Raw genomic sequence first — 14,647 nt, 5'->3', positions numbered from 1 at the left:
TGCCACAGTCCGCCCCGCGGGCGCCGAGCGGCGTCCGCGGGGCGACCCAACCTGCCCTGGAGCCTCCATGCTGAAGAGTCAGCAGTGCCATGTCCTCGTCGTCGGGGAGAGCCTTGTCGACGTGCTCGCCACCCCCACCGCGCCTCCCGTGGACGCGCCGGGGGGTTCCCCGCTCAACGTCGCCGTGACGTTGGGCCGGCTGGGCACACCCGTGTCCATCCTCACCGCCCTCGGGGACGACGACCGCGGGGCCGCCCTGCGCGACCACCTCGCCGGATCCCGTGTCGACCTCCGTCGGGGTCCGGTCCTCTCCCGTACGTCCAGCGCGGTCGCGCGGGTCGGCGTGGACGGCGCCGCGACGTACGAGTTCGACATCGACTGGCCGGCGCTGGATCCGCCAGACCTCCGCGACGTCGGCATCCTCCATACCGGGTCCATCGCGTTCTTCTCCCACCCGGGGGCGGCCCACGTCGGCGAGCTGCTGCGGACGGCCCACGAGTCCGGCGTGGTCACCACGCTCGACCCCAACGTCCGGCCGGCCCTCGTGGGCGACCGCGACGCAGCGGTGAGGCACCTCGAGGTGACCTTGCCCTCGGTCGACGTGCTCAAGCTGAGCGACGAGGACGCCGCGTGGCTCTACCCCGACCTGGCTCCCGAGGCCCTCGCCGCCCTCGTCCTGGAGCGTGGGCCGCGCCTCGTGGCCCTGACCCAGGGGGCAGCAGGGTCCTCGCTCTTCACCTCGACCGCACGGGTGGACGTGCCCGCGCCGCCGACGACGGTCGTCGACACCGTCGGCGCAGGAGACGCCTGGATGGGCGCCCTGATCCACGGGCTCTTCGCCGATCGCGGGACGGGACGCTTCCTCGACCTGCTCGACGACGCGACCCTCCGCGCGCTGGCCACGAGCGCGAGCCGGGTCGCGGCCGCCACCGTGGCCGCCCAAGGCGCCGACCCGCCCTGGGCGGAGGACCTCGACCCGGCCTGTCCCCATCCCACCCCCGCCTGATTCCTCGAGGAGCGCTCGTGTCCGATCCTGTCGTCCTGTACGCCGAGTTCACTGCCCGGACCGAGCAGCTCGCCGAGGTCGAGCGCCTCATCACCGGCCTCGCCGACGACGTCCGCCAGGAGCCGGGCAACCTGGAGTTCACCGTCTACCAGCGCGCCGAGGACCCGTGCCGGTTCTTCGTGCTCGAGCGGTACGCAGACCCGTCGGCGTTCGAGGCCCACCTGTCCGCGCCGTACGGCGCCGTCTTCAACGCCGCTCTCGGCGACCTCATCGTCGAGGACGGCTCACAGCTGTCCTTCCTGCACCCCACGGCGCCGGCGACGGTCGTCTGAGCTCGTCCCCCCCTTCCACAGCAAGGAAGAACGATGCGTCATCTCCCCACTCGCAAGACCCTGGCGGCCGCCGCGCTCGCCGTCGGCGTGACCCTGCCGCTCGTGCCCGCCACCGCGACCCCCTCCGTCGAGGCGGCCGTGGAGCCGGCGGACCAGCAGTACCGGCCGCTGCTGCACTTCACGCCCGAGAAGAACTGGATGAACGACCCGAACGGGATGGTGCTCCACAAGGGCACGTACCACCTCTTCTTCCAGCACAACCCCTCCGGCACCCGGTGGGGAAACATGAGCTGGGGACATGCCACCTCGCCCGACCTGCTGCACTGGGACGAGCAGCCGCTGGCCATCCCGCAGACGTTCGACGACCAGGGCCGCGCCGTCGAGGACATCTTCTCCGGGTCGGTGGTCTCGGATCCCATGAACTCCTCCGGCCTCGGCACCGCGGACGACCCCCCGCTGGTCGCGCTGTACACCAGCTCCTACACGCCCGACCACCCCACGATGGCGGGACGGCAGGCGCAGTCCCTGGCGTACAGCCTCGACGACGGGCAGACCTGGACGAAGTACGCCGGCAACCCGGTGCTCGACCGTGGCTCGAGGAACTTCCGCGACCCCAAGGTCTTCTGGTACGACGGCCCCGCCGGCGCCTACTGGGTGATGGTGGCGGTGGAGGCCCCCGACCACAAGGTCGTGCTCTACCGGAGCGACGACCTCATCGACTGGACGCACCTGAGCGACTTCGGGCCGGCCAACGCCACCGGCGGGATCTGGGAGTGCCCGGACCTGTTCCCGCTATCCGTGGACGGCGATCGCGACGACGTCAAGTGGGTCATGGTCGTCAACCTCAACCCCGGCTCCGTGGCCGGCGGCAGCGGCGGGCAGTACTTCGTCGGTGACTTCGACGGCACCACGTTCACCTCCGAGTCGACCGTCACCGAGGAGCCCACCCCCGCCGGCACCGTCCTCGAGGGCTTCGACGGGGGAAGCTGGGGCCAGTGGCAGGTCGCCAACGAGCCGGGCAACTGGCGCGACGGACCCTTCGGGCCCGCGCCGGCCGCCGGCACCCTGCCCGGCCAGCACCCCGTCACCGGGTTCCGGGGCTCGGGACTGGTCAACGGCTTCCACGACGGGGACTGGCCGGTCGGCACCCTCACGTCACCCGAGTTCACGATCGACAAGGACTTCGTCAACTTCCTGGTCGGCGGCGGCCGGCACCCCCACGTCCCCGGCGGACAGCTGGGCAACGAGCCGCCGGCAGGCGAGCTGCTGTTCGACGGGTTCGAGTACCCCGACGGCGTGACGATGGCCGACCGGGGCTGGGAGCTCACCGGTGACTTCGAGCCGGCCCGCAACCCCTCCACCCAGGGTGGCGACTACTACCTCGGGTCGAAGCGGGTCAACACCTTCGAGGGCGGGCCGCGCGGGGACGACAACACGGGCACCCTGACCTCACCCGCCTTCGTCATCGACGACGACCACGTGAGCTTCCTCATCGGCGGCGGCAAGCGCACCGACGGATCCCTGCAGGCCGAGCTCGTCGTCGACGGGGAGGTCCTCCGGTCGGCCACCGGCGCGGAGGCCGGGGCGCTCAACTGGTCCAGCTGGGACGTGTCGGCCCTCAGGGGCAGCACCGCCCGGGTCCGGATCGTCGACCGGGCCACCGGCGGGTGGGGTCACCTGACCTTCGACCACGTCGTGCTGGGCCCGGAGCCGGCGCGGGTGCGCAGCGACGAGACCAGCGTGAACCTCCTCGTCGACGGAGAGGTCGTCCGCACCGCCACGGGAGCCAACAGCGAGACCCTGGACTGGCACAGCTGGGACGTCTCCGACCTGGACGGGAAGCAGGCGCGTGTCCAGGTCGTCGACAACAACCGCTTCGGGTGGGGGCACGTCCTGGCCGACGAGCTGCGGCTCGCAGACGAGCCCGCACGCACGCGGCTGAGCGCGTACGAGTGGCTCGACTGGGGACGCGACTACTACGCGGCCGTGACCTTCAGCGGCGCGGGGGACGACGAGCGGGTGATGGTCGGCTGGATGAACAACTGGGACTACGCCAACGACATCCCCACCAGCACCTGGCGCAGCTCCATGTCACTGCCGCGAGAGGTACGGCTCGTCACCACGCCCGAGGGGCCACGCCTGCACCAGGAGGTGGTCCCCCAGATCGCGAGCCTGCGGCGCCGGAGGGCCGCCACCAGGCTCAGGGACGTGACGATCGAGCAAGGAGCGGCAACCCTCCCGGTGTCGGGGAACGTGGTCCAGCTCGACGCCGTCATCGACGTCGGGTCGGCGTCGGCCGCTGGGATCTCCGTCCTCGGTGGTGCCACCAGCGCGACACGCATCGGCTACGACGCACGCCGACAGGAGCTGGTGGTGGACCGGACGGAATCGGGGAACGTCACCTTCCACCCGGCCTTCCCGTCGAGGGATCGCGCCCCACTCACGGCACGGGACGGCAAGGTGTCGTTCACGGTCTACCTCGACCGGGCGTCTGTCGAGGTCTTCAGCAAGGACGGACTGACCACCATCACCGACCAGGTGTTCCCCGAGGCAGGCGCCAGCTCCATCGGCGTCTGGGCCACTGACGGGCGGGCGGAGCTCACGAGCCTGACCGTGACCCCGCTCGCCCCCGCGATGTGGGCTCCCGTCAGGACGAGAGGGAACGCACCGTGGCGGCCGTGACACCGGCATGCTCGACGGTGAGGGACGCCGGGTCGCCGAGGTCGACGGCGGTGGAGAACGAGAGTGAACCGTCCTCCAGGAAGATCTCGACGGAGCCCGCGTCCACCCACACCCCCCATCTCGACATCGAACCTCCATCGGGGACGCGGGAGACGTGCTCGAGCTCCCACGCCTCGTCGTGAGGGACCCGCACGCCGACCCGGTGCACACCGATCTCCCTCGTGCCGGGATCGGCGCGGACGACGAGCGCCGCCGCGTCCCCGCGGAGCGTCAGCTCGACCGGGGCGGTGGCGCCCTCGAGGTCCACCTCGACGTGGAAGGACGCCGTACCGGGCCGGGTGGGATCGCTCAGGGCCGGACCGGTCATCAGGTCGCTGAGCGCGGACAGCGGCCGCGAGGCGAGCACCGGGGCGTCGGCCAGGTGGCTCACCAGCTCGATCTCACGCACGACCGACTGCGATCCACCTTGCCACTCGGTGCCCGACCGCTCCGCGGCGTAGGCCCACCCGTTGAGCCATCCCAACGCATACCTGCGGGCGCGCTGGGCGTCCTCCGGGTCACGGGGGTCGGACCACGTGACCGTCGCATAGAGGTCGGGACCGGCGTCCAGCCACCGGTGCGGGTGGTCGTCGGCGACGAAGGTGTCGGCGGCCCAGGTGCCCGTCCAGTAGACCGTGCCGGTCGTACGGCCCTCCGCCGCCCCGTTGGCGGACGCCAGCAGCACCCAGACGCGACTGTCCGGATCCGCGTCGAGCGACATCTCGAACAGGTCAGGACACTCGAGCAGGCCGAGGTCGCTGGTGGTGAAGTCCGAGAGATAGGTCCACTCCCGCAGGTCCGTCGAGGCGTAGAAGCCCAGGCGCTGGCCCTCGGCGAGCACCATCACCCATCGTTCGCCCACGGCGTCGTAGACCACCTTCGGGTCGCGGAAGTCCGCCGTCCCGGGGTTGCCGAGGACGGGGTTGCCGGGCGCCGGGTCGAAGGTCCGGCCTCCGTCGCGGGACACGAACAGGGACTGGCGCTGCACGCCGTCGACCTGCTGCGTCGCGAGGGCGACCACCGCGCCGGCACCGAACCCGGCGGTCCCCTGCTCGTCGACCACGGCACTGCCGCTCTCGATGTCGCCCCACGCGTCGACGTACTTGGGGATCGCCACGCCCGCGGGTCGCCAGGTGACCATGTCGACGCTGACCGCCCGCGCCCATGCCGTGCCGTTGCCGTGCGGGAAGTCCGCGTTGTAGAGGTAGTAGAGATGCCACTGGCCGTCCCTGAAGAGGGGACGTTGGGGGTCGTTCATCCAGTGGGCCGGTGGCGTCAGGTGGTACGCGGGTCGTCGCGTGACCGGGAGGTCGCCGCCGGGAGGTCGCTCGTTGCTCGCGGTGCAGGCCGCGAGCGACACGGCCCCGCCGGCGGCCAGCACCGCGCGCCGCCGTACTGCGGGCATCTGTGGCATGGGCTCCTCCCGAGAGCGACCCGCGCTGCGGGCATCCACGTGTCTTCCCGAGCAGACACCCGCAGCGGGTGGAAGGCCAAGGGCCTGGGGGAAGCGATGGCCTCCCGACGTCGACTATATCGATTTAGATGGGGGTTGCCAAAGCCTTCACAGGTCGGGGCATGGCGTCTAGCGTGGAGCCTGCCTGGGGATAGGCCGTCCGTCGCGCTGACGTGGACCCACACGAGCGCGGGGACTTCTCGGAGGGACAACTCAATGTTCATGACACAGCTGCGCCGGGGGCTCGCCTCCTTGGGCCTCCTCGGCCTGGTGCTCACCGGCACCGCCGCGGGAGCACAACCGCAGACGACCGACAACGCCCCGCGTGCCGTGGAAGGCTTTCCCGAGCCGACCGTGCACAGCCAGGAGGCACACCCGCCGGACTCGGACTTCACGTCCCGGTGGACACGGGCAGACGCCCGCCAGCTCAAGGCGATGTCTGACCCCGCCGCCGGCCCGCGGGAGAACTCCATGCCGGAGGAGTACACCGCCCCCACGGTGCCCATCAGCTTCCCCGACATGAGCGGCGGACGCGTGTGGGTGTGGGACTCCTGGCCGCTCACCGACTCGGCCGCGGACCAGTACAGCTTCAAGGGCTGGGAGGTCATCTTCTCCCTCGTCGCCGACCGCAACCTCGGCTTCGACGACCGGCACACCTACGCCAAGCTCGGCTACTTCTTCCGGAAGGCCGGCATCCCCGCCGACCAGCGCCCCGAGAACGGCGGCTGGACCTATGGCGGACTCGTGTTCCCCGAGGGTGTCTCGGGCGAGGTCTTCGAGGACCAGTCCTTCAGCCACCAGACGGAGTGGTCCGGCTCGACCCGGATCTTCAAGGGCGGCAACGTCAAGGTCTTCTACACGGCGGTCGCGTTCTACCGCAATGCGCAGGGCGAGGACGTCAAGCCGGCCGACGCGCGCATCATGATGACCCCCGGCAAGCTGAAGGCCGACGCCAACGGCGTGCGGTTCACCGGCTTCGAGATCCACCACGAGCTGCTCAAGCCCGACGGCAAGTGGTACCAGAACGGCGAGCAGAACCCCTACTACAACTTCCGCGACCCCTTCACCTTCAAGGACCCCGCCCACCCGGGGAAGACCTACATGGTCTTCGAGGGGAACACCGCCACGGTGCGCGGCACCCCGGCGTGCACCGAGGAGGACCTGGGCTACCGCCCCGGGGACCCGCACGCCGAGGACCTCGAGACCGTGCGCAGCAGCGACGCCCGGCTCCAGATGGCCAACGTCGGACTCGCCGTCGCCACCAACGACGACCTCTCGAGCTGGAGGTTCCTGCCGCCGATCCTCTCGGCCAACTGCGTCACGGACCAGACGGAACGGCCGCAGATCTACATGAAGGACGGCAAGTACTACCTGTTCACGATCAGTCACAGGTCGACGTTCGCCGAAGGGATCGACGGCCCCGAGGGCGTGTACGCCTTCGTCGGCAACGGCATCCGCAGCGACTACCAGCCCGTCAACCGCGGGTCCGGACTGGCCGTCGGCAACCCGACCAACCTCAACTACGCCACCGGGTTCCCGTTCGACCCCGACTACAACCAGCACCCGGGGACGTTCCAGGCCTACTCGCACTACGTGATGCCCGGCGGCCTGGTGCAGTCGTTCATCGACACCGTCGGCACCAAGGACAGCTTCCGACGCGGTGGCACCCTCGGTCCGACGATCAGGCTGGACATCAGCGGCGAGACCATCACCGTGGACCGCAGCTACGGCGACGGCGGGCTGGGCGGCTATGCCGACATCCCGGCCAACCGGCACGCCAACCCCGGCACCTTCATTCCCTGAGCAGGGGCTCTGGCACGGGGCGGGGCAGCTCCTCGGACGGGAGCTGCCCCGCTCCGTGGCGGAGGGATCGGGCCTGCCCTCACCGCGGGGGCGGGTCGGGCCGGGTCGCGCGGACGGTGACCCGGGCTCGACCCTCGGCGTACACCTCCAGCGCGGAGCCGCCGGACCCCGGCAGGACCAGGCTGGACACAGAGGTGGCCCCGTCGTCGGCGAACACCTCGAGCAGCGGTCCGTCCAGGCTCACGAGCAGCCGCAGTCGACCGCCTCGAGCCGGCACACGTACGGCGCTGGCACCGGCGAAGTCGGGATGGAACCCGGCACCCTGCCCCCCGCGCTCGACGCGCAGCGTCGCGGCCCCTGCGTCGTAGGCCAGGGTCGCGCACGGCTCCGGCCCGGCTCCGATCCGCAGGCCCACCTCGGTCGCCGTGCCGAGCTCCCAGTCGAGGTCGAGGAGGGCGTGATCCGCTTCCCGCAGCGCGAGCGGGGTCGCCAGGGATGCCTCACGCACGAGCGGTTGGGTCGATCGAGGATCGAGGCGCGCCAGCTCGGGCGGCAGGTGCTGGACCAGTCGAGGACGCCCGTCGACGGTGCGCAGGGCCAGCTCGCGCGGCAGCGACATCGCACCCCGCCAAGGCGTCGTCGGCACGTCGTGGGCATAGCGCCAGTTGCTCATCCAGCCGATCATCACGCGGCGCCCCGCGGGTGCGCTGTCGAACGTGATGCCGGCGTAGAAGTCCCGCCCGGCGTCGAGGCGTTCCGGCTCGTCCGAGTCGGGTACGAACGTGCAGCCGTCGAACCCGCCGAGGAGGTAGCTCATCGACGAGCCCCGAGGATCGCCGTCGGGGCCGACCGGGTTGGTGCTCCAGGTGAGTACCCACCGCACGTCGGCGGGATCGTCGTCGAGCTCCAGCGGGAACAGGTCGGGGCACTCCCACACCTCAGCGCCGTCGGGCTCGGGTCCGTACGGGCCGAGAGTGCTGGCGTGCTCCCACGAGCGCAGGTCCGGGGAGCGGAAGACGAGAATCTGCCGGTCAACGGCCTCCACGACCACCATCACCCAGGACGCGTCGCCGCTGTCGGAGGTGTGGGCGAAGACCTTGGGGTCGCGGAAGTCGGTCGTGCCCCTGTCGAGGACGGGACCGCCGTCGTCCGCGGGGTGCCAGCTGAGCCCCCGGTCGTGGCTGACCGCCAGGGACTGTGCCTGTCCCCCGGCCTCGAAGCTGCTGGTGTGCACGGCCACCAGGACCGGCGCGCCCTCCGGGCTCCGGTCGATCACCACCGAGCCGGACCAGATCTGCTCACCGGGGCGGTGCTCGATGGCCACGGGGTGCTCGGTCCAGTGGATCAGGTCGGTGCTGGACGCGTGCCCCCAGCTCATGTTGCCCCACTCGGGTCCGTGCGGGTTGTGCTGGAAGAACATGTGCCAGGTGCCGTCGACGACGACGAGCCCGTTGGGATCGTTCATCCAGTGACGAGCCGGCGTGAAGTGGTACGCCGGGCGGCTGACGGGAGTGTCCACGAACCCGACCTCAGACCGAGGACCGGACGACCGGCGGGCAGGCAACCAGGCGAGCGGTGCCGGCGGTGGGCTCATCGATCCCCAGCAGCAGCCGGACGCCCGCCGCCCCGAGGTCGTAGTGAGGCAGGGCCACGGTGGTGAGCGGCGGCCGAAGGTGGGCGCTGATGACCTCCTGGTCGTCGAAGCCGACCACGGCGAGGTCGTCGGGCACCCTCAGGGACCGGTCCCGCGCGGCGTCGTAGAGTCCCATCGCCACCCGGTCGTTGTGGCAGAACACAGCGGTCACGTCGTGCTCGAGCACTCGCATCGCCGCCTCGTAGCCGCCTTCCTGGTCCGAGGTCGCCTCGACGACGAGCGCCGGGTCGTACCCGACTCCGGCGCGCTCGAGCAGCTCCCGATACCCCTCCAGCCGCCCGGTCTGGGCCGGCGACGGGTGGGAGGTGTTGATGAACGCGATGCGCCGGTGGCCCGCGTCCAGCAGCAGCTGGGTCGCCGTACGGCCGCCTTGCACCTCGTCGGGCACCACTGCCTGCAGCGAGCTGTCCTCGGAGTAGCAGCCGACCAGCACGGCGTCGGTCTCGGCCAGCGCGGCAGGTGGCGTCACGGCCCGGTGGAACCAGGTGGAGTAGAGGATCCCGCGGACCTTGTGCTCGAGCATCATCGCGATCGCCTGCTCCTCCGCGGCCTCGTTCCCGCCGGTGTTGGCCACCAGGAGCACGTACCCGTGCTTCCACGCCTCGTCCTGGGCGCCCTGGATGATCTGGCCCGCGAACGGCGTCGTCGCGATCGCATCGGCCACCAGGCCGATGAAGCTGGAGCTGCCGGTGACGAGTGTCTTGGCCAGGGCGTTGGGGCGGTAGCCGAGCTCCTCGATCGCGCGTCGTACGCGTTCGCGGGCCGCCTGGCCGATACGGGCGCGAGGGTTGTCGTTGACGACGTGCGAGACGGTGGCCACCGAGACGCCCGCGGCCTTGGCGACGTCGCGCATCACGACCGGCGAGCGGGGCGAGGACGGCTCGTCGTCGCGTGGTGTGGTGGGTGTCATCCCTTCGTGGCTCCGCTCTCGAGGCCCTGGATCATCGCCTTGTTGAGCACGAGGAAGATGAGCAGCAAGGGCGTGATCGACACGCAGACAGCGGCGAAGGTGGCTGTCCAGTCGACGTTGCCCATCGCGCCAATGTAGTTCTGCAGGCCGAGCGGGACGGTCTTGAGGTCATCGGAGAGCACGAACGTGTTGGCGAAGATGAAGTCGTTCCAGATGAAGATGCTGTTGACCATCACCACCGTGACGATCGTGTTGAGCGACAGCGGCAGCGTGATCTGGGCGAAGATCCGGTAGGGGCCGGCGCCGTCGAGCGAGGCGGCCTCGTACGTCTCGCGAGGGATGTACTCGTAGAACGAGGAGAACAGGTAGATCGCCATCGGCAGCGAGAAGCCCGCGAGCGGGATGATCATGGACGCGTAGGTGTCGAGCAGGCCGATCCTCGAGTAGTCGATGAACAACGGCACCAGCGCGATCTGCACGGGAACGATGATGCCCATCAGGAACATTCCGCGCACGAGACCGCTGAACCGGAAGCCGAGCACCTGCAGGGCGAAGGCGGCCATCATCCCCAGGAGCACGATGAGCGCACTGGACCCGAGCGTCACCACGAGGCTGTTGACCATGTTGAGGCCCAGGTTCCCGACGTCGAAGGCGCGCGCGTAGTTGTCGAAGGTGATGTCGGTGGGTATCGCGAACGGGTCGCCGCCGGCGAAGTCCTGTGGCGTGCGGACGCTGGAGATGAAGATCCACACGAGCGGGTAGACCTGCGCGACGACGATCAGCGTCACCGTGGCTCGTACCAGTGCGCGGTGGATCCTCACTCGGCCGGGCGGCCTGGAGGGTCCGGGCGTCGACGGAGCGGGGGCCAGGTCGGGGCGGGTGGCGAGGGTGGTCACGCGTCGGCCTTTCGGCGGAGGAGGAGGACGATCAGGCCGACGGCGATCAGGCACTCAGCGACGATGAACACCGACATCGCACTGGCGTAGCCGTAGTCGGTGTTGGTGAACGCCGTCTTGTACATGTACGTGGTCAGCAGCTCCGAGGACTGCCCCGGCCCGCCGTTGGTGAGCAGGTAGGGGATGTCGAAGCCGCGCAGCGCGTACGTGGTGGCCATGATCGTGGTGGTCGCCCACACCGGTCGGATGTGCGGGAAGCGGATCTGCGTGAACAGCTGCCACCAGTTCGCACCGTCCAGCCGCGCCGCCTCCTCCAGCTCCTTGGGCACGGCGAGGAGGGCGGCGTAGATGATCAGCATGTACAGCCCCGAGAACCGCCAGCCCTCGGGGATCGAGACCGCCATGAGCACCGTGTCGACGTCGGACAGCCACGCCTGCTGGAGGCTCTCGAGCCCGACCCAGGCCAGCGCCTGGTTGAGCATGCCGTCCGAGCCGGCCGCATAGATGCGCTGGAAGAGGATCGCGATGGCGACCGTCGAGATCACCGCGGGCAGGAGGTAGAGCGTCTTGACCAGCTGGCGGCCGCGCGTCAGGTTGAGCAGCAGGCTGGCGACCACGAGCGCGGCGCCGAGCTGCATGAACAGGCAGACCGCCACGTAGCCGAGCGAGTTGAGGAACGAGGTCCAGAAGACGTCGTCCCCCGCGAACATCTCGGCGTAGTTGTCCAGGCCGACGAACCTCAGGTCGGTGATGCCGTCCCAGCTGAAGAAGCTGAGGAAGAGCGACTGGACGATCGGGAGCAGCACCGCGGCGCCGTACAGCAGCAGCGGCGGGAGCAGGAAGACCAGCACGGACGTCCTCGACCGGCTGGGAAGCATGCTGGACGACGTCATCAGTGTCCCTTCGGTGGCATCGGTGTACGGGGATGGTGGCGGGGCGGCGTTCGACCGCCCCGCCACCAGATCACGTGGCGTTCTTGCGGATGGCGTCGTCGACGGTAGAGATGAACTCGTCCGGCGTGATCTCGCCCTGCACGAGCAGCGTCAGCTCCTGCTGCAGCCGCGTGTTGGAGGCCGGGTCGAGCTGGGTGTCCCACGGCATCGCGATGGCCTCGCCCACGTCGTCGGCCTGGTCGACCGCGCGCTGGTACAGCGGCGTGGCGTTGTCCGGGATGGTGGTCTCGACGGTGGTGGTGGGCGAGAGCGCGCCCGTCGCGGCGTACACCTCGGGGTAGCGCTCGAGGGCGTGGCCCAGGAAGTCACGCACCAACGGGTCGAACGTGGCGCTGTTGACGGCCATCCCGATGCCCGACGGGGTGACGTACTCGTTCGCGGCTGTCGCAGCGCCACCCGTCATCGGGAGGGTGAAGTAGTCGATGTCGTCGCGCACCGCTGCGTCGAGGTTGTCGGTGGCCAGGTTGGCCAGCTCCCAGGTCCCGATGTTGTAGACAGCGGCCTCCCCCGAGGTGAACTGCGCCTGGGCATCGGCGTAGCCGGTGGACGAGAACCCGTCGTCGAAGCATTCGGCCTCGCCGAGGGAGTGCATCCACTCGACGGCCGCGCGGCCGGTCTCGTCGGACAACGACGCGTCTGCGCCCTTCAGGTCCTGCACGTAGTCGGGTCCTGCGGTGCGGAAGGGGTGGTACGCCATGTAGCGCTCGAGCGGCCACTGGTCCTGGCCGTCCAGTGCGATCGGGGTGATGCCCGCCTCGCGGAGGTCGCGGCACATCGCTGGGAAGTCGTCGAGTGTCTGTGGCACCTCGACCCCAGCTTCCTCGAACAGCGCCGTGTTGTACCAGAAGAACTCCAGCTGGAACTCGAACGGGATCATGTGCAGCGAACCGTCGTCGAAGCGCTGGTAGTTCAGTGCCGCGGGCCGGTAGTCCTCGTACAGGTCCAGGGTGGTGAGCAGCTCCTCGACGTCCATCATGCGGCCCTGGTCGGCCAGCTTCTGGGCGAACGGAGTGGCGTCGGTGTCGAACAGCTCGGGGAGCTTGTTGGCCGCGGCCAGGGTCTCGTACTTCTGGAGGTACGACGGTCGGTCCGGGGTGGTGATCAGGTTGAGCTCGAAGCCAGGGTGCTCCTCGGCGTACTCGTCGGCGATCTGCTGCATGGCCGTGATGACGCCGCCGTCGGCCGGTCGGGAGAGCAGCCACGAGATCTCGCGGGCCTCGATCTCTCCCTCAGGGTTGACATCGCTGGGGTCGGACGAGCCGCCCGAGCCGCCGCACGCCGACAACAACAGTGCGGCCGAGGCGAGGACCGCGGTGGCGGCGGACCTCATCGGGTGAGTCTTCATGACGATTCCTTCTCTCTGTGCGACGCGAGGCTGTCAGTTGAGCTGGGTGGTGGGTCTGACGAGATTCCCCGAGAAGCCTGTGGTTCGGGCACTGCCCGCAGCGCGACGTCCTCGACCCGGAGGACACCCTCGGTCGCGAAGACACCGAGCCCACCTCCGGTGAAGTCGTAGAGGCGCGTGCTCAGGCTCACCGCGCGGTCCAGGTTGACCACGCAGATATCGCCCTCGACGACCACGTCGAGGATGTGCTCGCCCGGCGAGAGGTCGCAGGGACGCTCCAGCTCGACGACGTGTGGCACGTCGCCCGAGATCTCCCACTGGGCATCGCCGGTCCGGCGCCGCGGCCAGCGGTCGAGGACCATGCGGCCGCGCCGCGGCTCGAGCCGGATGATGTAGCCCATGTCACCGTCCGGGCTGGTGCGCAGCAGCACTCCGCACTCGGCGCCGTGCTCGTCGATGCGCACGCGCAGCGAGGCGTGGAAGGTGTCAGGCAGGGCGTCGCACAGCACGACCGCGCGGTGCCGTCCGTGGGCGTCCAGGGCGCCGGGCAGCTCGGTCCGGTCGAGAGGGAGGACCCGGGTGAACGAGCCCAGCAGCTCGTCGGTGAACCCGAAGGCGAGGGTGCCGTCAGGACGCTGGCGTGCCTCGAGCACCGCCAAGGTGCCGGCCCACTGCCACGGCCCCTCGTCACGGTCGCCCTCGCGACTGGCGATCCAGCCGAAGAAGAGGCGTCGACCGTTCCACTCCACCGACTTGGCGGCGTAGAAGGCGCGCCCGTCCAGGGAGTCGTGCTCGGGCGCCAGCCACGGACCATGCAGGCTGCGGGCCATCCGGTAGCGGGTGGCGAACGCGTCGGAGAACTCGGAGTAGACCAGGTAGTACCACCCGTTCCACTCGAACACCTCGGGGCACTCGTGCGCGACGTAGCGGCGTGGGTCCCAGAACGGCTCGACCGGCTCCCAGGTCACCAGGTCCTGGGAGACGAGCTGGGCGATGACGCCGCGTCGACGCTGCGGGCCGTTGTCGTGCCTGGCGGTCACGAGCATCCGCCACAGGCCGGCCTCCTCGTCCCGGAGCACGAACGGGTCGCGCCAGTCGGCTGACTCGTACCCGGCGGGGGCGACGATGGGGCGCCCGTGGTGGCGTTGCCACGTGGTCATCGCGTCGTCACTGGTGGCGTGCAGCACCACCTGGAGGGGTTGACCGTCCTCGCCGAGGATGCGCGGGTTCTGACCGGTGTAGAAGAGGTGGTGGGTGCCGTTCTCGTCGGCGACCACGCTGCCGGTGTAGGCGTTGAAGTCAACGGCGTCGTCGGCGCCCGCCGACAGTGCGACCTCGGCCTCGGAGTAGGCCAGCAGGTCCTTGGTGCGCATCACCCGCCAGGGAGTGCCGGGCTTGGGCTCGATCCGCTCCTCGTGGAGGTAGAAGAGCGACAGGACACCGTCCTCCTGCCAGGGGATCACGTCTCCGACCCACCCGTCGGGTGGCTGGTGGAACAGGTGTCTCGTCACGATCAATCTCCTTGGTTAAACCTTTGATCACGAACCGTATGTGACGTAGGTCGCATGGTCAAG

The 14,647-nt window shown here is 69.9% G+C and carries 11 protein-coding genes; 4 read left to right on the top strand and 7 right to left on the bottom strand.

Annotation, left to right across the window (positions count from 1 at the left end):
• The first annotated feature begins 67 nt into the window (after positions 1-67).
• The 3 genes from EXE59_RS07070 to EXE59_RS07060 are packed head-to-tail and all read left to right on the top strand — an operon-like array spanning position 68 to position 4,020.
• Positions 68-1,006: a carbohydrate kinase family protein gene (locus EXE59_RS07070; RefSeq protein WP_135838273.1), complete on the top strand. Its 939-nt coding sequence runs from the start codon at positions 68-70 to the stop codon at positions 1,004-1,006.
• Between the two features lie 17 nt (positions 1,007-1,023).
• Complete coding sequence (locus EXE59_RS07065; RefSeq protein WP_135838272.1) at positions 1,024-1,338, top strand: putative quinol monooxygenase; 315 nt, start codon at positions 1,024-1,026, stop codon at positions 1,336-1,338.
• A 33-nt stretch (positions 1,339-1,371) separates the two neighbouring features.
• A complete protein-coding gene (locus EXE59_RS07060; protein ID WP_135838271.1) occupies positions 1,372-4,020 on the top strand; it encodes a glycoside hydrolase family 32 protein in 2,649 nt (882 codons plus the stop codon).
• Here EXE59_RS07060 and EXE59_RS07055 read toward each other — a convergent pair.
• Positions 3,986-5,464 carry a glycoside hydrolase family 32 protein gene (locus tag EXE59_RS07055; protein WP_168218429.1) on the bottom strand — a complete coding sequence of 493 codons (1,479 nt, stop codon included), beginning with the start codon at positions 5,462-5,464 and terminating at the stop codon, positions 3,986-3,988. The two genes, EXE59_RS07060 and EXE59_RS07055, sit on opposite strands and share 35 nt — an antisense overlap.
• A 264-nt stretch (positions 5,465-5,728) precedes the next feature.
• Here EXE59_RS07055 and EXE59_RS07050 point away from each other — a divergent pair, with 264 nt between their 5' ends.
• Positions 5,729-7,315: a glycoside hydrolase family 68 protein gene (locus tag EXE59_RS07050; RefSeq protein WP_210428913.1), complete on the top strand. Its 1,587-nt coding sequence runs from the start codon at positions 5,729-5,731 to the stop codon at positions 7,313-7,315.
• A gap of 79 nt (positions 7,316-7,394) precedes the next feature.
• Here the strand turns inward: EXE59_RS07050 and EXE59_RS07045 are convergent, their stop codons facing one another.
• The 6 genes from EXE59_RS07045 to EXE59_RS07020 form a co-directional block, all read right to left on the bottom strand.
• Positions 7,395-8,834, bottom strand: a complete 1,440-nt coding sequence (locus EXE59_RS07045) for a glycoside hydrolase family 32 protein (protein ID WP_210428912.1) — start codon at positions 8,832-8,834, stop codon at positions 7,395-7,397.
• Positions 8,835-8,844: 10 nt separating this feature from the next.
• Positions 8,845-9,879, bottom strand: a complete 1,035-nt coding sequence (locus tag EXE59_RS07040; RefSeq protein WP_135838268.1) for a LacI family DNA-binding transcriptional regulator — start codon at positions 9,877-9,879, stop codon at positions 8,845-8,847.
• Positions 9,876-10,667: a carbohydrate ABC transporter permease gene (locus tag EXE59_RS07035; RefSeq protein WP_210428911.1), complete on the bottom strand. Its 792-nt coding sequence runs from the start codon at positions 10,665-10,667 to the stop codon at positions 9,876-9,878. The genes EXE59_RS07040 and EXE59_RS07035 overlap by 4 nt, the downstream gene beginning before the upstream one ends.
• A 104-nt stretch (positions 10,668-10,771) precedes the next feature.
• Positions 10,772-11,668, bottom strand: a complete 897-nt coding sequence (locus EXE59_RS07030; protein ID WP_210428910.1) for a carbohydrate ABC transporter permease — start codon at positions 11,666-11,668, stop codon at positions 10,772-10,774.
• Positions 11,669-11,738: 70 nt separating this feature from the next.
• Positions 11,739-13,073, bottom strand: a complete 1,335-nt coding sequence (locus tag EXE59_RS07025; protein ID WP_210428909.1) for an ABC transporter substrate-binding protein — start codon at positions 13,071-13,073, stop codon at positions 11,739-11,741.
• Positions 13,070-14,584 (bottom strand): family 43 glycosylhydrolase, encoded by a 1,515-nt coding sequence (locus EXE59_RS07020; RefSeq protein WP_135838266.1) that lies wholly within the window; start codon positions 14,582-14,584, stop codon positions 13,070-13,072. Before EXE59_RS07020 ends, EXE59_RS07025 begins: the two co-directional genes overlap by 4 nt.
• Positions 14,585-14,647: the final 63 nt, after the last annotated feature.

This window comes from Nocardioides eburneiflavus, assembly GCF_004785795.1.
GTDB lineage: Bacteria > Actinomycetota > Actinomycetes > Propionibacteriales > Nocardioidaceae > Nocardioides > Nocardioides eburneiflavus.
Note: the sequence above shows the minus strand (reverse complement) of the source record. Positions and strands in the feature narration are given on the sequence as shown.